Source organism: Methylocella sp. (assembly GCF_044226135.1).
Taxonomy (GTDB): domain Bacteria; phylum Pseudomonadota; class Alphaproteobacteria; order Rhizobiales; family Beijerinckiaceae; genus Methylocapsa.
Window position 1 is genome coordinate 86,445 of sequence record NZ_JBGAHM010000001.1, and the last position, 25,248, is coordinate 111,692.

The window sequence follows — 25,248 nt, forward strand, 5'->3', positions numbered from 1 at the left end:
AGGGCTCAGCCGACACGGACGCAGGCCTCCGCCCCGCGCTGGCGGGCGCTCCAGCGCGCGCCGAGATCGACGACGAGCGCGGTGACGGCCATGACGCACAAGGTTCCCGTCAGGATGACGGCCATGACCTTGAGGCCGAGAAGCCCGACGAATTCGCGATGGTCGAGCACGGCCATGACCGCCGGCACGAAAAACAGCAGCATTTCGGCGAGCAGCAGGTTGGCGCCGCGCCGCACGCTGTCGAGGCGAAGCCGGCCGCTGGCCAAAAGGAGCAGCGCCGCGAACAGGCCCACGACCCCGCCGGGAAGCGGCAGATGAAGGATGTGCGCCGCCGTCTGTCCAAACAGCCAGAAGCCGGCGAGAAGGCCTGTCTGAAAGACGCGGCTGTTGCGGACGGCGGCTTTGAAGGAGGCGGCGGGACGGATCGACATGGCGGCTTCTCCTGACGCAACGAAAAATACACCGCGCCGCAGCATAACAAAAATGAATTGATTTTATAGATATAATTCAATAAGAGAATGATATGGATCTGAGAACGCTTCGCGCCTTTGTCGAGACCGTCCGCGCCGGCGGCTTTTCGGCCGCGGCCAAGACGCTCAACGCCAGCCAGCCGACCGTCAGCAAGGCGGTCAAGCAGCTTGAGGACGAGCTCGGCGTCGTGCTGATCGACCGGCTCGGCCATCGCGCGCGGCCGACCTCGGCCGGCGACATTCTGTACCGCCGCGCGCTGGCCATGCTGGCGCTGCGCGACGACGCCGTCGCCGAGCTCGACGAATTGCGCGGCCTGAAGCGCGGCGTGCTGCGGCTCGGCCTGCCGCCGATCGGCAGCGCGCTTCTGTTCGCGCCGCTGTTTGCGAGCTTTCGCGCCCGTTATCCGGGCGTCGACATCCGCCTCGCCGAAACGGGCAGCAAGCGCCTCGAAGAAATGCTCGCGGCCGGCGAGATCGACCTTGCCGCCGTGCTTCTGCCGGTCTCGGACGATTTTGAATGGCAGGAGGTCCGCGACGATCCGCTGGCGGCGATCCTGCCGCAGGGCCACGCGCTCGCCGGACGGGCCGGCGTCGGGTTGCCGCAGCTCAAGGACGCGCCCTTCATTCTGTTCGAGAGCGGTTTCGCCATCAACCACATGATCCTCGACGCCTGCGCGCGCCATGGCTTCACGCCGACGATCGCCGCCCGCAGCGCGCAGATCGATTTCGTGGTCGAGCTTGTGGCCGCGGGTCTCGGCGTCGCCTTCCTGCCGCGGCTGATGGCCGCCGAGCGCGACGGAACGCGCGCGGTCCTGCTCGACGAGCCGGGCACGCAATGGCGCATGGCGCTCGCCTGGCGTAGCGGCGGCTATCTGCCGGCCGCGGCGCGCGCCTGGCTCGACCTCGCCCGCGGGCACAAGGTCGCCGAGCACGCTTGAGTCAGGCTTGCGTCATGTCTTCGCGACGTCGTCGGGCACGAGCGCGAGCATCAGGAACGAGCGTCCGGTGACGGCGTAGGTCTGGCCGAAGCGGAAGGTCTTGTCCTCCTTTTCGAGATCGGCGGTCGGCAAATTGGTGTCGATCATCAGGGTCCAGTGCTGGTCCGCCCCGCCCTGGCTCGGCAGCACGAATTCGACGACGTCGCTCCAGGCGTTGAAGATCATCAGGATCGTGGCGTCCTCGCCGCGCTTCCTGATGCCGGTCGGCTGCGCGCGGCCGTCGAGCATCAGGCCGAAGCACTGCGCGCCGCCCCAGTCGCCTTCCTGCATCTCGCCGCCCGCGGCGTTGACCCAGGTCAGCTCCTTGATGTCGAGCTCCTCATTATAGGCGTCGGTGAGGAAGCGGCCGCGGCGCAGGATCGGAAAGCGCTGGCGCAGCGCCGTGACGCGGGCGAAGAAGCGGATGAGCGCAAGCCCACGCTCTCCGGAACTCCAGTCGACCCACGAGATTTCGTCATCCTGGCAATAGGCGTTGTTGTTTCCCTGCTGCGTGCGGCCGAATTCGTCGCCGGCGAGGGCCATGGGGCAGCCCTGACTGAGCAGCAGCGTGGCGAGCATGTTGCGGATCTGTCGGTCGCGGACCCTGTTGATCTCGGCGTCGTCCGTGGGGCCTTCGGAGCCATGGTTGAAGGAGCGGTTGTCGTCGGCGCCGTCCCTGTTCTCTTCTCCGTTTGCCTCATTATGCTTGTCATTATAAGAGACGACGTCGTTGAGGGTGAAGCCGTCATGCGCCGTGACGAAGTTCACCGACGCCCAGGGCTTGCGGCCCTGATGGTCGAATTCGGCCGGCGAGGCGAGCAGGCGCGGCGCGATCTCGCCGGCGCGGGCCTCGCCGCGCCAGAAGTCGCGCACGACGTTGCGGAACTTGTCGTTCCATTCCGACCAGCCGGGCGGAAAGGCGCCGACCTGATAGCCGCCCGGCCCGCAGTCCCATGGTTCGGCGATGAGCTTCACCGTCTCGAGCACCGGGTCCTGGCTGCACGCCTTGAGGAAGCCGGACTGGTTGTCGAAGCCGTTCGGCTCGCGCGCGAGAATGGTGCCGAGGTCGAAGCGGAAGCCGTCGACGTGAGTTTCGTTGACCCAGTAGCGCAGGCTGTCGGTGACCATCTGGATCACGCGGGGATGAGACAAATTGACGGTGTTGCCCGTGCCGGTGTCATTGACATAGAAACGCTTCTGGTCGGGCGGGAGCCTGTAGTATGACGCATTGTCCACGCCCTTGAAGGAGAGCGTCGGCCCGCGTTCGTTTCCTTCGGCCGTGTGGTTGTAGACGACGTCGAGGATGACCTCGAGCCCGGCGTCGTGGAAGCGCGACACCATCTCCTTGAATTCGCGCAGGCAGTTCGCCCGGTCGGCGGCGTAACGCTGCTGCGGCGCGAAGAATCCTATGGTGTTGTAGCCCCAGTAGTTGACAAGCTTCTTTTGCAAGAGATGATCGTCATTGACGAAGCTGTGGATCGGCAGGAGCTCGACGGAGGTGACGCCGATCGACTTGATGTAGTCGACGACCGCCTTGTGTCCGAGGCCGGCGTAGGTGCCGCGCAGCCGCTCCGGCACCTTGGGGTGGAGCATGGTGTAGCCGCGCACATGCGTCTCGTAGAGTATGGCGCGGTCCCAGGGGACGGGATTGCGCCGCGGCTGGCCGCGCCAGTCGAAGTCAGGATCGACGACGACGGATTTCGGCATGAAGGGCGCGCTGTCGCGCTCGTCGAAGGACAGGTCTTCGTCCTTGTGGCCGATGGCGTAGCCAAACAGCGCCGGGTCCCATGTCAACTCGCCGACATGCGCCCTGGCGTAGGGGTCGAGCAGCAGCTTCGTCGGGTTGAACCTGTGGCCGGCGTCGGGCTCATAAGGGCCGTGCACGCGATAGCCATAGACCTGCCCCGGCCCGATGTCCGGCAGCCAGCCATGGAAGATCTGGTCGGTGTATTCCGGCAAGACGACGCGCTCGAGTTCCGTCTCGCCCTGCGCGTCGAACAGGCACAGCTCGACCTTCGTGGCGTTGGCCGAGAACAGGGCGAAATTGACGCCCTTCCCGTCCCATGTCGCGCCGATCGGATACGGCAAGCCCTCCTTCAGGCGCGACTTGATCGTGGACGCCATGCCAGCCTCCGGTTGGACGGTTTGGTTTTCGGGCGAGAACCCCTTCGCGCCCGGCTAGCGAGTTTCGTGCCGGCGTCTCATCCGAGCGCGGGAACGCCGATCACATAAGGGTGCAGGAAGATCATGGCCACATAGGCGAGCGTTCCGCCGCTCACGATCATGGCGTCGGCGCGCGTGAAGGCGTCGATCCGCGGCGCGCCTGCGTCGCCGCGCCGCTTGACCGCGACGCGGTCATAGGACGCGAAGGCCAGAAAGGAGCCGAACAGGATCATGCCGCCGAGATCGCCGTTGACGAGAAGATGCGCCAGCGCCCAGATCTTGACCCCGACGAGCATCGGATGGCGCAGCCAGCCGCGGATGCGGCTCGGGCGCTTGCCCGAGGCCGCAAGCGCCACGAAGGCGAACCACATCAGGAGAATCGTCAGGTGGCGCGTCCAATGCGGCGGATCCCAGACCGGAATCATCCCGTCCTGCCGATAGCGGCCGAAGCCCCAGACGATGAGAACGAGGCCGAGCGCGGCAAGCGTCGTGTAGCCGAGCCTGTAACCCTGTTCGCCGAAGCGCGCGATCGCTTCGGCGCGCGGTCCGCGCAGGGTGCTGAAAACATGGACGCCAAAAAACAGGATCAGCCCAAGAATGAGTGTCGACATGGTCCGCCCTTGAAGCAAACGCGCCGCGCGAGGCCCGGCGAAAGTCTCGCTTCCTAGCATGAAGCGGACGCGACGGCGAAAAGCCTGAATGACGCGGCGGCCTTGACAAGGCTGACCGGCCTGACGACGCTGCGCCGCGCCGCAGAACGGCGCCGCGAGGCTTCCCCCTGCCTGGCGATGAACGCTGCGTCAGCGCGACGGAATCCGCCCATGAAACGTCATCGTCCCGTCGTCGTTCTGGCCCTGGCCCTTGTCGTCGCCACGCCGCTTTCGGGCGCCCGCGCGCAGGACGACGACCAGGGCTTGCGTCCCGGAAATTTCATGCGCTCGCTGATCGAGCGACTGCGTGGCCAGAGCATGCCCGCCGGACTGGTCAAATCCAACGGCCGCATCGAAGCGACCCAGGTCGACGTGGCGGCGAAATATGGCGGCCGCATCGAGACGCTGGCCGTCAACGAAGGCGACGAAGTGACCGCCGGCGAGGTGGTCGGCAAGATCGCCTCGCCCGAATATGAAGCGCAGCTCCGCCAGGCCCAGGCAAACGTTTTGAAGGCGAAGCAGGCGCTCGCCGAAGCGCTGGCGCTGATCGCCCAGCGCAAGAGCGACCTCGACTTCGCGCGCACCGACCTCGAACGCGGCCAGACCCTTGTCGCGCGCGGCAACATCACGCAACAGATCGTCGATCAGCGGCGCAACAAATATGAGGCGGCGCAGGCCGCGGACCGCGCCGCGCAGGCGCAGCGCGAGCAGGCGCAATTCGCCATCGAGGCGGCGGAAGCCGAGGTGCAGCGGCTCGAAGCCGTGATCGTCGACCTGACGCTCGTGTCGCCGCGCACGGGGCGCGTGCAATATCGGCTCGCCCGCGCGGGCGAGGTCGTGGCGCCGGGACAGCGCATCCTGACGATCCTCGACCTGCAGGACGTTTATATGACGATCTACCTGCCGGCGGCCGACGCCGGCAAGCTGACGCTCGAAGACGAGGCGCGCATCATCGCCGATCCCGTGCCCGAATATGTGATTCCGGCGAAGGTGAGCTTTGTCGCGACCGACGCGCAATTCACGCCGAAAAGCGTCGAGACGGCGGACGAGCGGGAAAAGCTCATGTTCCGCGTCAAGCTGCAGATCGACCCGAAGGTGCTCGAAAAATACCACAGGCAGGTCAAGACCGGCGTGCGCGGCGTCGGCTTCGTGCGCCTGTCCCCGAAGGTCGAATGGCCGGCCGATCTTCAGGTCAAGCTGCCGCAATGAGCGCCGCGGCCGTCGTCAGGCTTGCGGCCGTCTCGCACCGCTACGGCCGGTCGCGCGCGCTCGACGGCGTGACGCTCGAAATTCCCGCAAGCCGCATGGTCGGGCTGATCGGCCCCGACGGCGTCGGCAAGTCGACCCTGCTCGGCCTCGTCGCCGGCGTGCGGACCATTCAGGACGGAACGGTCGAGGTCTTCGGCGACGACATGAACGACGCGAAGCTGCGTTTCGAGAACTGCGCGCGCGTCGCCTACATGCCGCAGGGGCTTGGCCGCAACCTCTATCCGACCCTCACGGTCTTTGAGAACATCGACTTCTTCGGCCGCCTGTTCGGCCAGCCCGCGGTCGAACGACGGGCGCGCATGGACGAGTTGTTGCGGGCGACGGGGCTCGACCCCTTCGAGGACCGCCCGGCCGGCAAGCTCTCGGGCGGCATGAAGCAGAAACTCAGCCTCTGCTGCTCGCTGATGCATGATCCCGAGCTTCTGATCCTCGACGAGCCGACGACCGGCGTCGATCCGCTGTCGCGGCGCCAGTTCTGGGACCTGATCGCCGCGATCCGCGGTCGCCGGCCAGACATGAGCGTGATCGTCGCCACGGCCTATATGGACGAGGCCGCCCGCTTCGACTGGCTCGCGGCGATGGACGGCGGCAGGCTCATCGCCTCGGGAGCGCCGCGCGCGCTGATGGCGCAGGCGCAGGCCGCGACGCTCGAAGACGCCTTCATCGCGCTGCTGCCCGACGACAAGCGCGCGCAGCACCAGCCTGTGGTCCTGCGCCCGCGCGTCGCGGACCCCGACGCGTCGCCGGCGATCGTCGCCGAAGGGCTGACGCGGCGTTTCGGCGATTTCGTCGCCGTCGACCATGTGAGCTTCCGCATCGCGCGCGGCGAAATCTTCGGCTTTCTCGGCTCGAACGGCTGCGGCAAGTCGACCACCATGAAAATGTTGACCGGCCTGCTGCCCGCGAGCGAGGGAACGGCCGAACTGTTCGGGCGCCCCATCGGCTCCGACGACATCGAGCTTCGCCGCAACGTCGGCTACATGTCGCAATCCTTCTCGCTCTACGCCGAACTGACGGTGCGGCAGAATCTCGAGCTGCACGCGCATCTCTACCATCTGCCTTCGGACAGAATCGCGGGCCGCGTCGAGGAGCTGTTCCAGCGCTACGACCTCAAATCCGTCGCCGATGAGCGTCCCGACTCCCTGCCGCTCGGCGTCAAGCAGCGGCTGCAGCTCGCGGTCGCCGTGCTGCACAGCCCGGCGATGCTGATCCTCGACGAGCCGACGTCGGGCGTCGATCCGATCGCCCGCGACAATTTCTGGCGGACCCTGATCGACCTCTCGCGCGACGACGGCGTGACCATCTTCCTTTCGACCCATTTCATGAACGAGGCCGAGCGTTGCGACCGCATTTCGCTGATGCACGCCGGCAAGGTGCTTGTCGTCGGCGCGCCGCGCGAAATCGTCGCGGATCGCGGCGCGCATGACCTCGAAGACGCCTTCATCGGCTATCTCGAAGACGCCGAAGGGATGCGGGCGGATGCGCCGCAGGCGCCGGCCCTGAGGTCGACGCCGGCGGCCGGGGCGAAGACGAAACGCTTCGACGCGCGCCGCCTCTGGGCCTATGCGCGGCGCGAGACGACGGAGCTTCTGCGCGATCCGATCCGGCTGACCTTCGCGCTCGTCGGGCCGCTGATCCTGATGCTGGCTTTCGGCTACGGGATTTCGTTCGACGTCGAGAATCTGAAATACGCCGCCTTCGATCAGGACCGCACGCCCGAAAGCCGCGAGCTGCTCGAAGCCTTTTCGGGCTCGCGCTATTTTCAGGAGCAGCCGCCGATCCGCTCGGCGCGCGAAATGGACGCGCGTTTCGAGCGCGGCGAACTCGCGCTCGCGATCGAAATCCCGCCGGGCTTCGGCCGCGACCTCGAAAGCGCGCACGACCCCGAAATCATCGTGGTGATCGACGGGGCCATGCCTTTTCGCGGCGAGACCGCGCGCGGCTATGTGACCGCGCTCGCCCTGCAATATGCGAAGCGCCGCGCGCTCGAGCGTCTCGGCCCCAACGCGGCGGCCCTGACCAACGTCAACGTCGAGACGCGCTTTCGCTACAATCAGGCGTTCACGAGCGTCAACGCCATGGTTCCGAGCATCATCGTGCTCATGCTGACCATGATTCCGGCGATCATGTCGGCGGTCTCCGTGGTGCGCGAGAAGGAAACCGGCTCGATCGCCAATTTTCGCGCGACGCCGACGAGCAAGATCGAGTTTCTGATCGGCAAGCAGGCGCCCTATGTCGCCGTCGCCATGATCAGCTTCCTGCTGCTGACCCTGCTGGCGCGCTTCGTGTTCGGCGTGACCGTCAAGGGCTCGTTCGCGACGCTCGCGCCGGCGACGCTGCTTTACGTCGTGGCGACGACGGGCTTCGGCCAGCTCGTCTCGACCTTCACGCGCACGCAGGCGGCGGCGGTGTTCGCGACCGCGATCCTCACGGTCATTCCCACGGTGAATTTTTCGGGCCTCATGACGCCGGTCGCCTCGCTTTCGGGCGGGGCCCGGCTCATCGGCCTGTCCTTTCCGGCGGCCTGGTATCAGCCGGTCAGCGTCGGCGTTTTCACCAAGGCGCTCGGCTTTTCCGAATTGTGGACGAACATTCTCGTGGTCGGCGTCTTCGCGTTCGTCTTCCTCGCGGCGGCCCGGCTCTTCCTCAAGAAACAGGAGGCGTGAGCATGACGCAGGCGAACGACGCGCCGGCCGAAACGGACACGCCGCGCCGCCCGCAAGACCGCGGCCCCGTCGCCTATCTCTCCAACGTCTGGCGCCTCTCGGTCAAGGAGCTGCGCTCGATCCGCTCCGATCCGACGATGCTGATCCTCGTCATCTATGCGTTCAGCGTCGCCATCTACACTGTCGCCAAAGGCGCCTCGACCGAGGCGGTGAATCTCTCCGTCGGCGTCGTCGACGAAGACCGCTCGGATCTTTCGCGCAGCATCGCCGCCGCCCTCACCCCGCCGCTGTTCCAGCCGGCGGTCGAGCTGTCGGTCCGCGACATGGACGCGGCGATGAACGCGGGCCGTCTCGTGTTCGTGATCGAGATTCCGCCAAGGTTCGAGGCCGACATTCTGGCCGGGCGGCCGACCGAGGCGCAGGTCGATGTCGACGCCACCGCCATCACCCAGGCCGGCAACGGCGCGATCTACATTCAAAACGTCATCCTGAACGAAGTCGCGCGGCGGCTTTCGGGCCGCGAGGACGTGGGGGCGACGCCCGTCAATGTGGTGACCCGCGTCAAATACAACCCGAATCTGAAGTCGGCCTGGTTCACCTCGGTGATGCAGGTGATCAACAACATCACGCTGCTCACGGTGATCCTGACCGGCGCGGCGCTGATCCGCGAGCGCGAACAGGGCACGGTCGAGCATCTGCTGGTCATGCCGGTCACGCCGTCCGAGATCATGCTGGCGAAGATTCTGGCCAATGGCGCCGTCATCCTGACGGCGGCGGGGCTTTCGCTCTCGATCGTCGTTCGCGGCTTCCTGCAGGTTCCGGTCGAAGGCTCGATCCTCCTGTTTCTCGGCGGCTCCTGTTTTTACGTCTTCACGGTGGCGGCGCTCGGCATTCTGCTCGGCACCATCGCCTCGACCATGGGGCAGTTCGGCCTTCTCGCCATTCCCGCGCTGCTCATCATGCAGCTTCTTTCCGGGGCCACGACGCCGATCGAAAGCATGCCCGTCGCGCTCGCGCGGCTGATGCAGACGATCAGCCCGACGCCGCATTTCGTCGCCTTCGCGCAGGGCGTGCTTTATCGCGGCGCGGGGCTTTCGGTCGTGTGGCCGTCGATTCTCGCCATGGCCGTCATCGGCTCGGCCTATTTCCTGTTCGCGCTGCGCCGTTTCCGTCGCGTGATCTTCGGGGCGTGAGCGCGCCTCACGTCCCGGCGAGGATGCGATAGGGCACGACGCCGCGCTCGTCGGCGTCGACGCTGATCGCGACGTCGAGCGGCGGCATGGCGCGCTGGCGGCAGTCGGACCGCTCGCAGACGCGACAGCTCACCCCGATCCGCGCGACCGCGGCAGGGTTCTTGAAGTCGATCGCGTCCGAATAGACGAGGTCGGCGGCATGGTCGATCTCGCAGCCGAAGCCGATCGCGTAATCGCGGCGCGGCGAGCCGAAAAAGCCGCCCTTTTTCGTGATCGACCGCGCGACCGACAGGTAGCGCACCCCGTCCGGCATTTCGGCGACCTGGGTCAGGAACTGGCCCGGCCGCTCGAAGGCCTCGTGAATGTTCCACAGCGGACAGGCGCCGCCGTAGCGCGCGAACTGGAAGCGCGTCGCGCTGTGGCGCTTGGTGATGTTGCCGGCGCGGTCGACGCGCAGGAAATAGAACGGCGCGCCCTCGCGCCCCGGCCGCTGCAGCGTCGAGAAGCGGTGGCAGACCTGTTCGAGGCTGACCCCAAAACGGCGCGACAGGCGCTCGACGTCATGGCGTTCGGCGCGCGCCGCGGCGGCGAAGCGGCCATAGGGCATGACGAGCGCGCTTGCGAAATAATTGGCGAGGGCGAGCCGCGCGATGTCGGCCGCCGCCTGGCTCTTGAAATGGGCGCCCTCCACGAGCGCGTCGATCCTTTCGCCCTCCGTCCGCCGCGCGACATGGCAGCCGAGCAGAAATTTCTGCGTCGCCGGCTCCTGGTCGGCGTCGAGGAACAGGGCGCCGAGGTCCGGCGCGTAGCGGCTCACCGCGCCGCCGGCCTTTTCGGGCGCGACAAGCACCACGCGCAGGCCGAGCGCGCGGGCGGCATAGTCGGAGAGGCTTTCGAAGCTTGTCGCCCCGGCGTCGGACAGCCGGTCAGAGAGCTCTTCGGCGCGGCGATCGAGCGCGTCGACGTAATTGCCCGTGAAATGGAAGAAATCGCGCACCTCGTCGAAGGCGAAGGGCCGGCGCGGCGCGTCGATCGCCCCCTCGCCGAAGCGCAGCGCGTCGTCGAGCCCGCGATAGCGCTCCTCCATGCGGCGATAGGCGGCGTGCAGGTCGAGCATGGCGCGTACGAGATGGGGCGCGCCGGCGCAGATCGACTTGAGCTCGCGCGCGCCGACGGCGCTCGCCTCAAACAGCGGATCGGACAGCATCTCGCGCAGATTGGCGGCGAGCCGTTCTGGGCCGTCGTCGTAGAGATCGGCGACCTGAAGCTTGAGAACGCGGGTGACCTCGACCAGAATGGCCGCGGTGAGCGGCCGCTGGTCGCTTTCGATCTGGTTGAGATAGCTCGGCGAAATGCCGAGGCGCTTGGCGGTCTGGGCCTGCGGCAGGCCCAGCTCCTCGCGGCGGCGGCGCAGGATCTGGCCTGCGAAAAGTTTTTTCATTTGTAAATCCGAATGATTTGCATATTTGCAAATTCGCGCGATAGACGTTGATCCTTCAAGAAACTGCCGTAGAACGCAAAAGGCCGGCGTGCAACGAAAATCGCTTCTTTTGCCGCGCCGCGCCGCGGCCGATCCAGGCCCGGCCAAAAGCGAGTGAAAATTTGCGAACCATGGCCGCCCGCGGTCGGAGGCCATCCTGAAGGAATTGTCCATGAGGCATGTGGTCGAGGAACTCGAAAGGCGTCGCGCCGAAGCGCACGCCGGCGGCGGCGAGCGGCGCGTCGCCGCCCAGCACGCCAAGGGCAAGCTCACCGCGCGCGAGCGCATCGAACTGCTTCTCGACAGGGGGTCGTTCGAGGAATTCGACATGTATGTCGAGCACCGCTGCGTCGACTTCGGCATGGAGACGCAGAAGAAGATCCCCGGCGACGGCGTCGTCACCGGCTGGGGCACGGTGAACGGGCGCGCCGTCTTCATCTTCTCCAAGGATTTCACGGTGTTCGGCGGCTCGCTCAGCGAGGCCCACGCCGGCAAGATCACCAAGATCCAGGACATGGCGCTGAAGATGCGCGCGCCCATCGTCGGCCTGTTCGACGCCGGCGGCGCGCGCATCCAGGAAGGCGTCGCCGCGCTCGGCGGCTACGCCGAGATCTTCCGCCGCAACGTCGACGCCTCCGGCGTCATCCCGCAGATCTCGGTCATCATGGGCCCCTGCGCCGGCGGCGACGTCTATTCGCCGGCGATGACCGACTTCATCGTCATGGTGCGCGACACGAGCTACATGTTCGTGACCGGCCCCGACGTCGTGAAGACGGTCACCAACGAGACCGTCACCGCCGAGGAGCTTGGCGGCGCGAAGGTCCACACCTCGAAGTCGTCGGTCGCCGACATGGCCTTCGACAATGACCTCGAGGCGCTGTTGCAGGTGCGCCGGCTGATCGACTTCCTGCCCTCAAGCAACATTTCGGGCCCGCCGCGCTGGCCGAGCTTCGACGACGTCGACCGGATCGAGCCGAGCCTCGACACGCTCGTTCCCGAGAACGCCAACAAGCCCTATGACGTCAGGGAGCTGATCGAGAAGACCGTCGACGAGCGCGACTTCTTCGAGATCCAGGGCGCCTTCGCCCAGAACATCGTCACCGGCTTCGGCCGCATCGACGGGCGCACGGTCGGCTTCGTCGCCAACCAGCCGATGGCGCTCGCCGGCGTGCTCGACTCCGACGCCTCGCGCAAGGCGGCGCGCTTCGTGCGCTTCTGCGACTGTTTCGACATTCCGATCGTCACCTTCGTCGACGTGCCGGGCTTCCTGCCCGGCGTCGCGCAGGAATATGGCGGCCTCATCAAACATGGCGCGAAGCTGCTGTTCGCCTATTCGCAATGCACCACGCCGCTGATCACGGTCATCACGCGCAAGGCCTTCGGCGGCGCCTATGACGTCATGGCCTCAAAGCACATCGGCGCCGACCTCAACTACGCCTGGCCCTCGGCGCAGATCGCGGTCATGGGCGCGAAAGGGGCGGTCGAGATCATCTTCCGCGCCGACATCGGCGACAGGGACAAGATCGCCGCCTTGACGAAAAACTACGAAGACCGCTTCCTGTCTCCGTTCGTCGCGGCGGAACGCGGTTATGTCGACGAGGTGATCCGCCCCAGGGAGACGCGCATGCGCCTCGCCCGCGGCCTCGCCCTCCTGCGCGAGAAAAAGGCCGAACGGCCGTGGCGCAAGCACGACAACATTCCGCTTTGAGGGGCTGACGATGTTCGCAAAAATCCTGATCGCGAACCGCGGCGAGATCGCTTGCCGCATCATCGCGACGGCGCGACGGATGGGAATTTCGACGGTCGCCGTCTATTCCGAAGCCGATCGTGACGCGCGCCATGTCGAAATGGCCGACGAAGCCGTGGCCATCGGCCCCGCCGCCGCGGCGGAGTCCTATCTCGTCATCGACAGGATCGTCGACGCCTGCCGGCGCACGGGCGCCGAGGCCGTGCATCCGGGCTACGGCTTTCTGTCGGAGCGCGCGGCCTTCGCCGAGGCGCTGGCGGCGGCGGGAATCGTGTTCATCGGCCCCAACGTGCGCGCCATCGAGGCGATGGGCGACAAGATCGAGTCGAAGCGCTTCGCGCGCGAGGCCGGCGTCTCGACCGTCCCCGGCAATCTCGACGTGATCGAGGACGGCGCGCACGCCGCGCGCATCGCCGCCGAGATCGGCCTGCCGGTGATGATCAAGGCGTCGGCCGGCGGCGGCGGCAAGGGCATGCGCGTCGCCCATACGATCGATGAGGTCGCCGAAGGCTTCGAGCGCGCGAAATCCGAGGCGAAGTCCTCCTTCGGCGACGACCGCGTGTTCATCGAGAAATTCATCGTCAATCCGCGCCACGTCGAAATCCAGGTGCTCGGCGACAAGCACGGAAGCGTCATCCATCTCAATGAGCGCGAGTGCTCCGTGCAGCGCCGCAACCAGAAGGTGATCGAGGAGGCCCCGTCGCCGCTGCTCGACGCCGCGACGCGCGCAAAAATGGGCGCGCAGGCCGTCGCCCTGGCCAAGGCGGTGGGCTATGATTCGGCCGGAACGGTCGAATTCGTCGCGGGGCAGGACAAGAGCTTCTATTTTCTCGAAATGAACACGCGCCTTCAGGTCGAGCATCCGGTGACGGAGCTCGTCACCGGCCTCGACCTCGTCGAGCTGATGATCCGCGTCGCCGCCGGCGAAAAGCTGCCGTTGCGGCAGGAGGACGTGAAGCTTTCGGGCTGGGCGGTCGAGAGCCGCATCTACGCCGAGGACCCGACGCGCGGCTTCCTGCCCTCGACCGGCAGGCTTTCGACCTATCGCCCGCCGCAGGAGGGCGTCTTCGGCGACGTGGCCGTGCGCAACGACACGGGCGTTTATGAGGGCGGCGAAATCTCGATCTATTATGATCCGATGATCGCCAAGCTCGTCACCCACGCCCCGACGCGCCTCGCCGCGATCGAGGCGCAGAACGACGCGCTCGACGCCTTCGCCATCGACGGCATCCGCCACAACATTCCGTTCCTGTCGAGCCTGATGGCGCATCCGCGCTGGCGCGAAGGCCGGCTTTCGACCGGCTTCATCGCCGAGGAATATCCCGACGGCTTCGCCAATCCGGGCGCAAGCGGCGAAACCGCCCTCCGGCTCGCCGCGATCGCAGGCGCGATCGACCATCGGCTCAACGCCCGCAAACGCGAGATCTCGGGCCAGATGGACGTCGCCCGGCCGGTCGTGTTCGATCCCGAGCGCCGCGTCGTCATCGGCGGCGTGGAGTTCGCCTTCGTCGCCGCCGAAACCGAAAAAGGCCTCGTCCTGAGCTTCTCGGACGGGCGGGTCGTCGCGGTGATCTCGGACTGGCGGCCGGGTGAGCCCGTGTGGCGCGGCGCGATCGACGGCGTGCGCGTCGCGGCGCAGGCGCGGACGATCCTGAACGGCGTGCTGCTGTCCCATGGCGGCGCCTTCGCGGAGGCGCGCGTCTACGCGCGCCGCGAGGCCGAGCTTGCGAAGCTCATGCCGGAAAAGTCCGTCGCCGACAGCGGCAGGCAGGTGCTTTGCCCGATGCCGGGGCTCGTGCGCGAAATCCTCGTGCGCGAAGGCCAGACCGTGAAAGCCGGCGAGGCGCTCGCCGTGGTCGAGGCGATGAAGATGGAGAACGTGCTGCGCGCGGAGCGCGACGGCGCGATCGGCAAGGTCGTCGCGCAGCCCGGCGAAAGCCTCGCCGTCGACGCGGTCATTCTGGAGTTCGCCGCATGAGCGCCGCAGGCTCCGCCGCGGTCCCCGGAAACGAGGCCGTCTGGCGCTCCGCCGTCGCGCGCATCATGGCCAAGGACCCGGCCGGGCGCCTGCCGGAGTTCTCGACCTCCGACGGAATCCCCCTCGCCCCGCTCTACGCCAGGGGCGGGGACGCCCTCGGCCAGCCGCTGCGCGCGAGCGCGGCCTGCCGCATCGTGCAGCGCATGGACCATCCGGACCCGTTCGAGGCGAAGAGCTTCGCGCACGCCGATCTCGAAGGCGGCGCGGACGGTCTCTCGATCGCCTTCGCGGGCGCGCCCGCCGCGCGCGGCTTCGGCCTGCGCGCGCAGAACGTCGAAGACCTCAACCAGGCGCTCGGCGGCGTTCATCTCGACATGATCGCCGTCCGCCTCGAACCCGCGCCGGGCGGCGTCGCCGCCGCGCTGCAATTCTCCGCGCTCGTCGAGGGGCGCGGCTTCGACGCGAGCCTGATCGACGTCGACTTCGGCTTCGACCCCATCGGCGCCCTCGCCCTGCGCGGAGGCCCGCCGACCAACTGGAAGGACGACGAAGGCGCCGTCATGCGCGCCTGCGCCGCCCTGCGCGAGCGCGGCTTCCGCACGCCGCTGATGCGCGCCGACGGCCGGCCCTACAGCGAGGCCGGCGCGACCGAGGCCGAGGAGCTCGCCTCCGTTCTCGCCTCAGGCCTCGCCTATATGCGCGCGCTCGAAAGCGCCGGCCGGCCGCACGACGGCGCCGCCCCCGCCGTCAGCTTCACGCTCGTCGCCGGCGTCGAAATCCTGCCCACGATCGCCAAGCTGCGCGCCCTGCGACGGCTGTGGGCGCTGGTCGAGGACTGCTGCGGCGTCGAGCCCGCGCCGCTCGCGCTGCACGCCGAGACTTCGTGGCGCATGATGACGCGGCGCGACGTCTACGCCAACGTCCTGCGCGGAACGCTTGGCTGCGCGGCGGCCATGATCGGCGGCGCCGACAGCGTGACCGTGCTGCCGCTGACCGGCGCGCTCGGCCTTCCCGACGATTTCGCCCGCAGGATCGCCCGCAACACCGGAACGGTGCTTGCGCAGGAAAGCTTCCTCGACCGGGTGCTTGATCCGGCGGGCGGCTCGGGCGCGATCGAGGCGCTGACCGACGGCCTGTGCGAAAAAGCCTGGGAGCTGTTCCAGAAAATCGAGACCGCGGGCGGCTTCCCCAAGGCGATGGCCTCGGGCTTCTGGCAGGACACGCTCGCGGCCTCGCGCGCCCGCCGGCGCCACGAGGTCGTCTCGCGCGCGCGGCCGATCACCGGCGTCAGCATCTTTCCCAACCTCGGCGAAACCACGCCGGCGACGCTGCCGCTGCGGCGCGAGCCGGCGACCCTCCAGCGCGCGCATGGCGCCCTCGTCTGCGAGCGCGACTCCGAGCCGTTCGAGCTGCTGCGCGACCGTTCCGACGCCTGGCTCGCGGCCCATGGCGCGCGGCCCGGCGTGCTCATCGCCCTGCTCGCCGTCGCCGGCGGGCGCCCCGACGCCGCCCAGCGCCGCGCGGCCGATTTCGCCCGCGGCGTGTTCGAGGCCGGCGGCTTCGCGGCGCCGGGCGCCGAAAGCTTCTCCGATCCCGAACAGATTGCGGCCGCCGGGGTCGACCGGGGCGCCCTCGCCGTTTGCCTTTGTCTTGGCGACGCCGCCGGCCTCGCGCCCGAGCTCGAGGAGCTCGCCGAAGCCGCGGCGCGGCGGCTCTCGGTCGCGGGCGTCCGCGTCGTGATCTCGGGCTGGCCCGGCGCCGCGGAAGGCGGCCTGCGCCGCGCCGGCGTCGAGGATTTCATCTTCAAGGGAAGCGACTCCGTCTCCTTCCTCCAGCGCGTCTGGGACAGAAAGCCGAGGCCATGATGAAAAATCCGGACTTCGCGACGATCCCGTTCCGCCGCGTGGCGGTCCCCGCCCGTCCCGGCGCGACGCAGGAGGACTGGCCCACCGCCGAGGGAATTTCGGTCAGGCCGGCCTATGGGCCGGAAGACCGCGCCAGCTTTCCGGAAGCCGACGGATTTCCGGGCCTTTCGCCCTATCTGCGCGGCCCCTACCCCACCATGTACGTCAACCAGCCCTGGACAATCCGGCAATACGCCGGCTTCTCCACGGCCGAGGAGTCGAACGCCTTCTATCGCCGCAACCTCGCCGCCGGCCAGATGGGCCTATCGGTGGCCTTCGACCTCGCCACCCATCGCGGCTATGACTCGGACCATCCGCGCGTCGCGGGCGACGTCGGCATGGCGGGCGTCGCGATCGACTCCATCTATGACATGCGGACGCTGTTTTCGGGGATTCCGCTCGACCGCATGTCCGTCTCGATGACCATGAACGGCGCGGTGCTGCCGATTCTGGCGCTCTACGTCGTCGCCGCCGAGGAGCAGGGCGTGAGCGCGGCGCAGCTCGCCGGCACAATCCAGAACGACATCCTCAAAGAATTCATGGTGCGCAACACCTACATCTATCCGCCGGACGCTTCGATGCGGATCGTCTCGGACATCTTCGCCTACACGTCGCAGAAGATGCCGAAATTCAACTCCATCTCGATTTCCGGCTACCATATGCAGGAGGCGGGCGCGCCGGCCGACCTCGAGCTCGCCTACACCATCGCCGACGGCGTGGAGTATGTGCGCGCCGGCCTCGCGGCCGGCCTCGACGTCGACGCCTTCGCGCCGCGCCTGAGCTTTTTCTTCGCGATCGGCATGAACACCTTCATGGAGATCGCCAAGCTTCGCGCCGCGCGCCTTCTGTGGGCGCGGTCGATGGCGCAATTCTCGCCGAAGTCCGACAAATCGACCGCGCTGCGCACCCACTGCCAGACCTCGGGATGGTCGCTCACCGCGCAGGACGTCTACAACAACGCCGTGCGCACCACCATCGAGGCGCTCGCGGCGACGCTCGGCGGAACGCAGTCGCTGCACACCAATTCGCTCGACGAGGCGCTGGCGCTGCCGACCGACTTTTCGGCCCGCATCGCCCGCAACACCCAGATCCTGCTGCAGCAGGAAAGCGGCATGACGCGCGTCATCGATCCGATCGGCGGCGCCTATTATCTGGAAAGCCTCACGGCCGATCTCGTCGCCCGCGCGACGATCCACATGGAGGAGGTCGAGAAGCTCGGCGGCATGACCAGGGCGATCGAGGCCGGCGTGCCGAAGATGCGCATCGAGGAGGCGGCGGCGCGCACCCAGGCGCGCATCGACGCCGGGCTGCAGACGGTCGTGGGCGTCAACCGCTTCAAGCCCGAACGCGAAGCCCCGCTCGACGTGCTGAAGGTCGACAATTCCGCGGTGCGCGCGGCGCAGGTCGCCAAGCTCGAAAAGCTGCGCGCGGAACGCGACCCGGCCGCCGTCGAGGCCGCGCTCGCGCGCCTGACGCAGGCGGGAGAAAGCGGCGAAGGCAATCTGCTCGCCCTCGCGATCGACGCCGCCCGCGCCAAGGCCACCGTCGGCGAAATTTCGGCCGCGCTCGAAAAATGCTACGGACGGCACGCCGCCATGACGAAAGTCATCTCCGGCGTCTACCTGCGCGAGGCCGACCGCAACGAAGCCTTTGGCCGCGCCGCGGGCCTCGCGCGCGAATTCAGCGACAATGACGGGCGCAAGCCGCGAATCCTCGTCGTCAAGCTCGGCCAGGACGGGCACGACCGCGGCCAGAAGGTCATCGCCTCGGCGTTCGGCGACCTCGGCTTCGACGTGCGCATCGGGCCGCTGTTCGCGACCCCGGCCGAGGCCGCGCAGCAGGCGATCGACGCCAATGTCGACATCGTCGGCGTGTCCTCGCTCGCCGCCGGCCACCTGACCCTGCTGCCGGAGCTCAAGGCCGAGCTCGAGGCGCGCGGACATGGCGACATGATGCTCGTCATCGGCGGCGTCATTCCGCCCGACGACGTCGCCGCGCTGATCGAGGCCGGCGCCGCGGCCGTGTTTCTGCCGGGCACGCCGATCCCCGACGCCGCCGAGCAGTTGCTCAATGAGCTCAACATCCGCCGCGGCTACGCCCAGAAGCCGCCCTCGGCCTATATGTCCGCCGAACCGGAGACGACGCGGGCCGCGCGCTGACGCCGGCCTGCGCCCGACGCGGCTCCGGCCGCGACGCGCGAGGGCGCCCGCCCGCTCAGTCGCGCAGAATCTCGCGCGCGAGCGGGCGGCCCGCCTCGAAATCCGACAGGCTGCCGAGCGTCGCCTCGGCGATGTCGCGCAACGCCTCGCGCGTCAGGAAGCCCATGTGCGAGGTGACGAGCACGTTGCGGAACATCAACAGCCGCGCGAGGACGTCGTCGTCCAAAAGGTCGTTCGACAGATCGTGATAGAACACGCCCGCCTCCTCCTCATAGACGTCGAGGCCGACGCCGCCGAGCCGGCGCTCCTTCAGGGCGTCGATCAGGGCGGCCGTGTCGACGAGCGCGCCGCGGCTCGTGTTGATCAGCACCGCCCCAGGCTTCATCCGTGAAAGACGAGCGGCGTCAATGAGATGCCGGGTCTCCTTGGTCAGCGGCGCATGCAGCGAGACGACGTCGCTCTCGGCGAGAAGCCGGTCGAGCTCCACGAGCTCCGCCGGCAGGTCGGACCCGCGCGCATAGGGATCATGGGCGATGACGCGGCAGCCCACGCCGCGCGCGATCTGCGCCACGCAAAGGCCGATATGCCCCATGCCGACGAGGCCGAACGTCTTGCCGTAAAGATTGAATCCGGAGAGCCCCTCGATGCTGAAATTGCCGTCGCGCACGCGCTCGCGCGCGCGGGCGACGTTGCGCACGAGGCCGAGCAGCAGCGCGAACACATGCTCGGCGACGGCGTGGGGCGAATAGGCCGGCACGTTGACGGCGCGCAAGCCGAGCCGCCGCGCGGCGGCGCAATCGAGATTGTTGTGGCCGGCGCAGCGCATGGCGACGAGGCGCACACCTTCCTTGGCCAGAATCCGCAGCGTGGGCTCGTCGAGCGAGTCGTTGACGAAAGGAATGACGGCGTCGACGCCCCGCGCGAGCGCGGCCGTCGTATGGTCGAGATTGGAGCGCTGGAACCGCAGGTCATGGCCGAAGCGGGCGTTGACTTCATTCAGCGAGGCGCGGTCATATTCGCGCGCGTCGAAAACCATCGCCTTCATGTCTTTCCCCCGCCCGCGACGTCCGCCGCTAGCGATAGCGGCCGCGCCTCTGCAGCACCTCGATCTTGTAGCCGTCCGGGTCGGTCACGAAAAAGAAGCGGGCGAGCGGCGCGCCGTCGTGGAACATCTCCTTGACTGGATTGGGATTCAGGCCGAGCGTCTCGAGTTCGTCGCGCTTGCGCTCCAGATCGTCGACGACGAAGGCGAGATGTCCGTAGCCGTCGCCCAGGACATAAGGCTCCTTGCGGTCATGATTGACCGTGAGCTCGATCTCGAAATCGGCGTCCGGGCTGCGCAGATAGACGAGCGTGAAATCGTCGAAGCCGAGCCGGTCGGCGATCCTGAAGCCGAAGGCGTTTTCATAAAACTCGACGGAGCGCCGCTCGTCGGCGACGCGCACCATCATGTGAATCGCTTTTGTCATGCCTGTCTTCGGCCCCCGCGGCGGCGCCGGACGCGCCGGCTTCGCGCAGGATGGACGCGAACGCCGTCAAAGGCAACGCCGCGGCAGGTCGCCGCGCGCGCAGGCGCCCGCTCTCGCGACGTCGATCGGGCGCCTTGGCGCGAGCGGCGAGGAAGACAATTGCACGCGCTGAAGATGCGCGTTATCGCTTTAACATATCGGAGGATTTTTTGATACTAATGCCGAGCGCAGGACGGAAATATCGCGCGTCCGAAAAACGCGAGCAGACGCGCCAGCAAAACAGCGCCGAGATTCAGGCGGCCGCCTGGCGCGTGTTCTGCTCGGTCGGCCTCGACGGCGCGAACGTGCGCGACATCGTCAAGCAGAGCGGCCTTTCGCCCGGTACCTTCTACAATTACTTCAGGACGAAAGAGGCCATCTTCGAGGTTGTGGCGCAGAACCTGTTCGAGCGCCTTCGCGAGGCCACCCGCGCCGCCCGCGCCCGCGCCCGCGACGTCGATGAGCTGGTGGTGATCGCCTACAGCTCCTATCTCGAATTCCTGCAGGCGACCGAAGGGGCGCTGGAGTTCACCGACCGCAACCAGCACCATCTGCGCTCGCAGCTTTATCCGTCGACCGCGATCGCCGGCATCCTCCAGGACCTCGAACAGGATCTGCGCCGCTTCATCGGGCGCGACGCCATGTCCGACGAGGACGTGTTTCTGTTCGCCTCGATGATCATCGCCGCAGGCGCGGAAGCGGTGTTCTCCGCGACGCGCCTGCCAGGCGTGGGGCCCGGCGCGCTGCTCGCCTTCCTCACCAAATTCATGCTGCGGGGCCTCGGCGCCTGGGTCGGCGCGGCCAGGGAGCCGGCGGCGGAGGCCATCGCGCCGCGGCTCTACGCCAACGACGCCTGAGCGCCGCCGCGCTCACTCGGCCGGAAGCGGGGCGCCTTGCCTGTGAGCCGCGATCCATTTGCTGATCTCGGCGACGTGGCTGCTTTCCTCATCGACGAACTCCCGCGCGAGGATCCGGATCTCCGGATCGGAGGTCGTCTCGAGGATCTTCGAGTAGAAATCAAGGCTCGCCTGCTCGGCGTCACGCGCGATCTCAAGCGCCTGCTCGCGGCCGAGGAAGGGATCGGCCGCCCAGATCGCCGCCGCTTCGGGACTTTCGAGATCGGGCCAGACATAATCGGCGGGCTTCAGATCGGGAATGTCGCGATAGGCGGCGCGGGACTTGGCGTCGGCGAGATGAAGACGCGAATAATCCGACAGGCGCCGGAACAGCCGGCCGACCTCGGCATTGCCGCAGCCTGTCATGACGTCGGCGAGCTCGCCGAAACGCGACGCCGCCTCTTCCTCGAGCTTGACGGCGTAGGCGAGAAACTCTTCGACGGTCTGCATCGTCCGTGACCCTTTCGACATGGGGCGTCTTCAAGACATGAGCGTTTTCAATATGGGCGTTCAAATCGCATTCGGCATGCGTGCCCAAGGCGTGAATTCGCCATGCGCCTGCATCCTGCGCTTTCTTCATGCGCATGATTGCGAGCGTCGCCGGAGCCCGCTGACGACGCACGAACGCAAGAGATTCGCAGGTTTGCGCAAAAAGAACATGCGTTCAATCAAAGACGGCAAAAAGCGGCGGGCGGCGAACGGGAGGCCCCCGGCCGTCCGCCGCGCCCGCGGCGCTCTGGCGTCAGGCCGGCTCGCCCTCGAAATGGATGGTGATTTCTTCCTCGCGGACGATGAACTGGCAGGCGAGGCGGTAGGGCGGCGCGACGTCGTCGACCTCGGCGGCGCGAATTTGCTCTTTGGTGATCTTGCCCATCTCGTGAAGCTTGATCTTTTCCTTTTCGGTCAGCGAGATCGCCATCTTCGGCTTGCCCGCGGCGTATTCGACGCGAATGAGGCACGAACCGCATTCCCCGTCCTTGCAGTCATGCGGAATCTTGACGCCCTGCGCGAGCGCCACGGCGAGCACGGTATGCGTGTCGCCGGCGGTCGCGTAAGCGCGCACGTCGCGATGCATGAACGGAGAGGTGAAGGTCACAACTGGCATTGACGTTTCCTTGTATCCCGGCGCGCCGCAGTCGGCGGCGCGCTTCTGGCCGCTACGTCCGGCGAAACTGGATCGATTTCAATATACAGGGAATATGGGCCTGCTCCCAAAGAATAACGGCGTTCCTCAGCCTAGCTTTGCCTTGGGCGCTCGCTTTGATCTGGATCAAAGCGGGCGCCCAAAGCGCGTGCAGCGAACGCTCCCCGCGTCTCGAATCGCTGAATCGGCGGAGCGTCAAATTCATCGCCGGCCGCCGAAGGCTACGCTGGACTTGGAAGAAGCCCGGGAAAGGGGAAGGAGACAAATGACGAAGCGCGCGCCGACCTCTTGCAAGGTCGCCCATTTCGCAGTCGGCTGCGTCGCGCGCCCTTCACGCCGGGCGCGAGCTTCGCGCGACACGCGGGCGAGGATCGAGGCTGCGGCCGCCGCGCCCGGCCGCCAGCCGGGTCTCATTCCGCACGTCATGCTGGCGGGGCGCTTCAGCGTCGTCGCGGTGATCGTCGGCGCGTTTTACAATCCTCCTTACGCCATGGCGTTCGAAGAGTCGCTGCGGGCGGCCGGACGAAAAGCCATGCGGGCGCAAGTCGCAAACGCGCTCAATGACGCCGCCGATGCGCTCTCCGCCTATCGCATCCCCTTCGTCACCCTGAACCCGTCCGTCACGACGCCGTTCATTCGCGCCGTCTCGGCCGACGACAGGAACGCCGGAGCCCGCGGGCTCCGGCCCGAGAACGGCGCGCTCGCCCCTGCTGATCGCGCGCGCTCCGACGCGCGGCGGTTGGGCGCCCCCGTCGCGCTCATTTCGGGTCGGAGCCGAGCGCTTTGATCTTCGGGATAAGCGCCCGGAACGCCGGCGTCCCCGCCTCGCGCAGCCATTCGAACAGGATCATCTCCGTCGTCGCGACGAGGGCGCCGGCGCGCTCCATGCGGCGCAGCGCGGCCAGCCTGTCGAGGCGCCGGCGGCTGCCCGTCGCGTCCGCCGCCAGAACGACGCGAAAGCCAAGCTCCAGCGCCTCCAGCGCCGTCTGCAACACGCAGACATGGGTTTCGGCTCCGACGAGGACGAGTTCGCGCCGCTGCGGGAAATCCGCGAGCCTCGCCTCGAGCGCGCGGGCCGCCGAAAACGCGCGCTTTTCGACGCGCGGCGCGTCGCCGAGGCGAGCCGAAAGCGCGGCGTCGGTCGCGCCGAGCCCGTTCGGATATTGCTCGGTCACGGTCGTCGGAACGGCGAGCGTCGCCGCGGCCTCGACGAGCAGCGCGGCGTGGGCGAGCATGGCGTTCGCGCCAGGCAGGGCCGGCAGGAGCTTTTCCTGCAGGTCGACGACGACGAGATGGGAGGCGTCGCGGGAGATCAGGGCCATGGCGCGGCTCGCGGCTCGGGACGATTCCCCTTCTACCGCGCGAGGCGCCCGAGGGAAACGCCCGGGCCCCCGGAGCGGTTACAGGGAGCCGCCTCGCATCGGGCGGCAAGCGGCGTCGGCGTCGAGAAGAAAGCCCGGATCGGCCGTCTCGCGCAGGAAGCGCTCGAGACGGCCCGCGAGGCGGCTCCGGCCGATGGCGCCGCGCCAGTCGCCGCGCGCCGCGTCCGCACAGGCGTCGACGATCGGAAAATAGGCGGCGGCGGTCCCGGGCGTGAGGACCAGCGGCGGCCGGCCGCGCGCGGCGAGCGCGAAGCTTGCGATGAGCGTCGCCGTGCGGGTGTTGCCTTCGACGAAAAGCTGCGGCGCGCTGACGATCTGCAGGAACAGGCCGGCGGCCACAGTTTCGGGCGCGCCGCCGCCGTGGCGCTTCAACCACTCCATGCGTTCGCCGATTCCGCCAAGCGAATCGTCGTAGAAGCGCCGCTCGGTTTCGTCGATGTGGCGCGAGAAAATGCCGCCGCGCTCAGTGCGCGGGCCGCAGAGCGCGATATGGTTGAGCTCGAGCCAGTGGCGCGAGGCCCCGATCTGGAGAATGTCGATCTCCCGCCCCAGAAGATCGTCGACATAGGCGTAGCCCAGCAGCAGCCGCTCCACGACCGTCGGCGACAGCTCGTCGCGGTCGGGAAAGGCCGCGCACGCCGCGGGAAGCTCCGCGAGCGCGTCCTGTATGGCCGTGAGGTCGAGGCGGATGGGGCGCAATCGCGATCGGGGCCTGTTCGGCGCGCACGCCTCACGTCAGGCGCTCGGGACGCGGTCGGAAAAATCCCGGCCCCGGGCCTTGCGGACGCGTCAGGGTCGGGGCCTCGCTTTGGCCAGCGTCAGCTGAACTGGCCCGAGATATAGTCGCGCGTCAACTGCTCGCGCGGGCTGTCGAAGATCTGCTTCGTCTCGCCGAGTTCGACCAGATAGCCGGTGCGGCCGCCCTTCGAGATGTCGACCGAGAAGAAGGCCGTCGTGTCGGCGACGCGCATCGCCTGCTGCATGTTGTGCGTGACGATGGCGACGCTGTAATGGGTCTTGAGTTCGAGCATCAGCTCCTCGACGATGCGCGTGGCGATCGGGTCCAGCGCGGAGCAGGGCTCGTCCATGAGCAGCACGGTCGGCTCGGTCGCGATCGCGCGCGCGATGCAGAGGCGCTGCTGCTGGCCGCCCGAAAGCGCGAGGCCGTTCTGCTTCAGCTTGTCCTTGACCTCGTTCCAGAGGCCGGCGCGGCGCAGCGAGGTCTCGACGCGCTCGTCGAGGTCGCCCTTGTAGCGGTTGAGGCGCGGCCCGAACGCCACATTGTCATAGATGCTCATCGAGAACGGATTCGGCTGCTGGAACACCATGCCGATGTGCCGGCGCACCGCGACGGGGTCGATGTTCTTGGCGTAGATGTCCTGGCCGAGAAAATTCACATGGCCGACGAGCCGGAAGCCCGGAACGAGGTCGTTCATGCGGTTGAGGCTGCGCAGCACGGTCGACTTGCCGCAGCCGGAGGGACCGATGAAGCCCGTGATCTTGCCCCTCTCGACCGCGACGCGGGCGTCGCGCACGGCGAGGAAGTCGCCGTAATAGATCTTCTCGATGTCGGCCGAAATGGCGGCGGCAGGCGCGACGGCGGCGGGAGCGGGCTGCGTCGACTGGTTCGCGGCGACGGCGGGGGCGGTCATGGGAGGCTCC

General features: G+C 67.7%; 21 protein-coding genes. 10 read left to right on the forward strand and 11 right to left on the reverse strand.

What is annotated here, in order from left to right:
* Positions 1–5: 5 nt before the first annotated feature.
* On the reverse strand, positions 6–431 hold the full coding sequence (locus tag ACILRB_RS00460; RefSeq protein ID WP_395664335.1) for a CidA/LrgA family protein: 426 nt from the start codon (positions 429–431) through the stop codon (positions 6–8).
* Between the two features lie 92 nt (positions 432–523).
* Here ACILRB_RS00460 and ACILRB_RS00465 point away from each other — a divergent pair, with 92 nt between their 5' ends.
* Positions 524–1,408: a LysR family transcriptional regulator gene (locus ACILRB_RS00465; protein WP_395664336.1), complete on the forward strand. Its 885-nt coding sequence runs from the start codon at positions 524–526 to the stop codon at positions 1,406–1,408.
* Between the two features lie 12 nt (positions 1,409–1,420).
* On the opposite strand, the gene glgX is transcribed toward ACILRB_RS00465, so the two are convergent.
* A complete protein-coding gene (gene glgX, locus ACILRB_RS00470; protein WP_395664337.1) occupies positions 1,421–3,571 on the reverse strand; it encodes a glycogen debranching protein GlgX in 2,151 nt (716 codons plus the stop codon).
* 77 nt (positions 3,572–3,648) lie between these two features.
* Positions 3,649–4,221 carry an NnrU family protein gene (locus tag ACILRB_RS00475; RefSeq protein WP_395664338.1) on the reverse strand — a complete coding sequence of 191 codons (573 nt, stop codon included), beginning with the start codon at positions 4,219–4,221 and terminating at the stop codon, positions 3,649–3,651.
* Between the two features lie 210 nt (positions 4,222–4,431).
* On the opposite strand from ACILRB_RS00475, the gene ACILRB_RS00480 reads away from it, so the two are divergent.
* The 3 genes from ACILRB_RS00480 to ACILRB_RS00490 are packed head-to-tail and all read left to right on the forward strand — an operon-like array spanning position 4,432 to position 9,388.
* The gene (locus tag ACILRB_RS00480) at positions 4,432–5,469 is read left to right on the forward strand and encodes an HlyD family secretion protein (protein ID WP_395664339.1); all 1,038 of its coding nucleotides are present in this window, start codon (positions 4,432–4,434) and stop codon (positions 5,467–5,469) included.
* Complete coding sequence (gene rbbA, locus ACILRB_RS00485; protein ID WP_395664340.1) at positions 5,466–8,195, forward strand: ribosome-associated ATPase/putative transporter RbbA; 2,730 nt, start codon at positions 5,466–5,468, stop codon at positions 8,193–8,195. Before ACILRB_RS00480 ends, rbbA begins: the two co-directional genes overlap by 4 nt.
* 2 nt (positions 8,196–8,197) lie before the next feature.
* Entirely contained in the window at positions 8,198–9,388 is a 1,191-nt protein-coding gene (locus ACILRB_RS00490; protein WP_395664341.1) for an ABC transporter permease, read from the forward strand.
* Positions 9,389–9,395: 7 nt separating this feature from the next.
* Here ACILRB_RS00490 and ACILRB_RS00495 read toward each other — a convergent pair whose 3' ends face one another.
* Positions 9,396–10,829: a short-chain fatty acyl-CoA regulator family protein gene (locus tag ACILRB_RS00495; RefSeq protein ID WP_395664342.1), complete on the reverse strand. Its 1,434-nt coding sequence runs from the start codon at positions 10,827–10,829 to the stop codon at positions 9,396–9,398.
* A gap of 211 nt (positions 10,830–11,040) precedes the next feature.
* On the opposite strand from ACILRB_RS00495, the gene ACILRB_RS00500 reads away from it, so the two are divergent.
* The 4 genes from ACILRB_RS00500 to scpA are packed head-to-tail and all read left to right on the forward strand — an operon-like array spanning position 11,041 to position 18,656.
* Positions 11,041–12,576: an acyl-CoA carboxylase subunit beta gene (locus ACILRB_RS00500; RefSeq protein ID WP_395664343.1), complete on the forward strand. Its 1,536-nt coding sequence runs from the start codon at positions 11,041–11,043 to the stop codon at positions 12,574–12,576.
* 10 nt (positions 12,577–12,586) lie between these two features.
* Positions 12,587–14,593, forward strand: a complete 2,007-nt coding sequence (locus tag ACILRB_RS00505; RefSeq protein WP_395664344.1) for an acetyl-CoA carboxylase biotin carboxylase subunit — start codon at positions 12,587–12,589, stop codon at positions 14,591–14,593.
* On the forward strand, positions 14,590–16,458 hold the full coding sequence (locus tag ACILRB_RS00510; RefSeq protein ID WP_395664345.1) for a methylmalonyl-CoA mutase family protein: 1,869 nt from the start codon (positions 14,590–14,592) through the stop codon (positions 16,456–16,458). Before ACILRB_RS00505 ends, ACILRB_RS00510 begins: the two co-directional genes overlap by 4 nt.
* Complete coding sequence (gene scpA, locus ACILRB_RS00515) at positions 16,455–18,656, forward strand: methylmalonyl-CoA mutase (RefSeq protein WP_395664346.1); 2,202 nt, start codon at positions 16,455–16,457, stop codon at positions 18,654–18,656. Before ACILRB_RS00510 ends, scpA begins: the two co-directional genes overlap by 4 nt.
* Before the next feature lie 55 nt (positions 18,657–18,711).
* On the opposite strand, the gene ACILRB_RS00520 is transcribed toward scpA, so the two are convergent.
* Together ACILRB_RS00520 and ACILRB_RS00525 are read right to left on the reverse strand one after the other, a co-directional pair.
* Positions 18,712–19,701, reverse strand: a complete 990-nt coding sequence (locus ACILRB_RS00520; protein ID WP_395664347.1) for a 2-hydroxyacid dehydrogenase — start codon at positions 19,699–19,701, stop codon at positions 18,712–18,714.
* Positions 19,702–19,729: 28 nt separating this feature from the next.
* The gene (locus tag ACILRB_RS00525) at positions 19,730–20,125 is read right to left on the reverse strand and encodes a VOC family protein (RefSeq protein WP_395664348.1); all 396 of its coding nucleotides are present in this window, start codon (positions 20,123–20,125) and stop codon (positions 19,730–19,732) included.
* A gap of 218 nt (positions 20,126–20,343) precedes the next feature.
* On the opposite strand from ACILRB_RS00525, the gene ACILRB_RS00530 reads away from it, so the two are divergent.
* Positions 20,344–21,021, forward strand: a complete 678-nt coding sequence (locus ACILRB_RS00530) for a TetR/AcrR family transcriptional regulator (protein WP_395664349.1) — start codon at positions 20,344–20,346, stop codon at positions 21,019–21,021.
* A gap of 12 nt (positions 21,022–21,033) precedes the next feature.
* Here the strand turns inward: ACILRB_RS00530 and ACILRB_RS00535 are convergent, their stop codons facing one another.
* Positions 21,034–21,510 carry a ferritin family protein gene (locus ACILRB_RS00535; protein ID WP_395664482.1) on the reverse strand — a complete coding sequence of 159 codons (477 nt, stop codon included), beginning with the start codon at positions 21,508–21,510 and terminating at the stop codon, positions 21,034–21,036.
* A gap of 292 nt (positions 21,511–21,802) precedes the next feature.
* A complete protein-coding gene (locus ACILRB_RS00540; RefSeq protein WP_395664350.1) occupies positions 21,803–22,165 on the reverse strand; it encodes a 2Fe-2S iron-sulfur cluster-binding protein in 363 nt (120 codons plus the stop codon).
* Here ACILRB_RS00540 and ACILRB_RS00545 point away from each other — a divergent pair.
* Positions 22,146–22,991: a hypothetical protein gene (locus ACILRB_RS00545; RefSeq protein WP_395664351.1), complete on the forward strand. Its 846-nt coding sequence runs from the start codon at positions 22,146–22,148 to the stop codon at positions 22,989–22,991. The genes ACILRB_RS00540 and ACILRB_RS00545 overlap by 20 nt on opposite strands.
* Here ACILRB_RS00545 and ACILRB_RS00550 read toward each other — a convergent pair.
* The 3 genes from ACILRB_RS00550 to pstB form a co-directional block, all read right to left on the reverse strand.
* The gene (locus tag ACILRB_RS00550) at positions 22,963–23,526 is read right to left on the reverse strand and encodes an isochorismatase family protein (protein ID WP_395664352.1); all 564 of its coding nucleotides are present in this window, start codon (positions 23,524–23,526) and stop codon (positions 22,963–22,965) included. The two genes, ACILRB_RS00545 and ACILRB_RS00550, sit on opposite strands and share 29 nt — an antisense overlap.
* A 78-nt stretch (positions 23,527–23,604) precedes the next feature.
* Positions 23,605–24,285, reverse strand: a complete 681-nt coding sequence (locus ACILRB_RS00555) for a hypothetical protein (protein ID WP_395664353.1) — start codon at positions 24,283–24,285, stop codon at positions 23,605–23,607.
* 119 nt (positions 24,286–24,404) lie between these two features.
* Positions 24,405–25,238, reverse strand: coding sequence for a phosphate ABC transporter ATP-binding protein PstB (pstB, locus tag ACILRB_RS00560; protein WP_395664354.1), 834 nt, complete (start codon positions 25,236–25,238; stop codon positions 24,405–24,407).
* Between the last annotated feature and the right edge of the window lie 10 nt (positions 25,239–25,248).

Bases quoted from the DNA above. Each gene is read 5' to 3' on its own strand.
- rbbA (WP_395664340.1), top strand. From the start codon at position 5,466: ATGAGCGCCGCGGCCGTCGTCAGGCTTGCGGCCGTCTCGCACCGCTAC.
- ACILRB_RS00525 (WP_395664348.1), bottom strand. From the start codon at position 20,125: ATGACAAAAGCGATTCACATGATGGTGCGCGTCGCCGACGAGCGGCGC.
- ACILRB_RS00530 (WP_395664349.1), top strand. From the start codon at position 20,344: ATGCCGAGCGCAGGACGGAAATATCGCGCGTCCGAAAAACGCGAGCAG.
- pstB (WP_395664354.1), bottom strand. From the start codon at position 25,238: ATGACCGCCCCCGCCGTCGCCGCGAACCAGTCGACGCAGCCCGCTCCC.
- ACILRB_RS00540 (WP_395664350.1), bottom strand. From the start codon at position 22,165: ATGCCAGTTGTGACCTTCACCTCTCCGTTCATGCATCGCGACGTGCGC.
- ACILRB_RS00535 (WP_395664482.1), bottom strand. From the start codon at position 21,510: ATGCAGACCGTCGAAGAGTTTCTCGCCTACGCCGTCAAGCTCGAGGAA.
- ACILRB_RS00500 (WP_395664343.1), top strand. From the start codon at position 11,041: ATGAGGCATGTGGTCGAGGAACTCGAAAGGCGTCGCGCCGAAGCGCAC.
- ACILRB_RS00510 (WP_395664345.1), top strand. From the start codon at position 14,590: ATGAGCGCCGCAGGCTCCGCCGCGGTCCCCGGAAACGAGGCCGTCTGG.
- ACILRB_RS00460 (WP_395664335.1), bottom strand. From the start codon at position 431: ATGTCGATCCGTCCCGCCGCCTCCTTCAAAGCCGCCGTCCGCAACAGC.
- ACILRB_RS00465 (WP_395664336.1), top strand. From the start codon at position 524: ATGGATCTGAGAACGCTTCGCGCCTTTGTCGAGACCGTCCGCGCCGGC.
- scpA (WP_395664346.1), top strand. From the start codon at position 16,455: ATGATGAAAAATCCGGACTTCGCGACGATCCCGTTCCGCCGCGTGGCG.
- ACILRB_RS00490 (WP_395664341.1), top strand. From the start codon at position 8,198: ATGACGCAGGCGAACGACGCGCCGGCCGAAACGGACACGCCGCGCCGC.
- ACILRB_RS00495 (WP_395664342.1), bottom strand. From the start codon at position 10,829: ATGAAAAAACTTTTCGCAGGCCAGATCCTGCGCCGCCGCCGCGAGGAG.
- ACILRB_RS00480 (WP_395664339.1), top strand. From the start codon at position 4,432: ATGAAACGTCATCGTCCCGTCGTCGTTCTGGCCCTGGCCCTTGTCGTC.
- ACILRB_RS00550 (WP_395664352.1), bottom strand. From the start codon at position 23,526: ATGGCCCTGATCTCCCGCGACGCCTCCCATCTCGTCGTCGTCGACCTG.
- ACILRB_RS00475 (WP_395664338.1), bottom strand. From the start codon at position 4,221: ATGTCGACACTCATTCTTGGGCTGATCCTGTTTTTTGGCGTCCATGTT.
- ACILRB_RS00505 (WP_395664344.1), top strand. From the start codon at position 12,587: ATGTTCGCAAAAATCCTGATCGCGAACCGCGGCGAGATCGCTTGCCGC.
- glgX (WP_395664337.1), bottom strand. From the start codon at position 3,571: ATGGCGTCCACGATCAAGTCGCGCCTGAAGGAGGGCTTGCCGTATCCG.
- ACILRB_RS00520 (WP_395664347.1), bottom strand. From the start codon at position 19,701: ATGAAGGCGATGGTTTTCGACGCGCGCGAATATGACCGCGCCTCGCTG.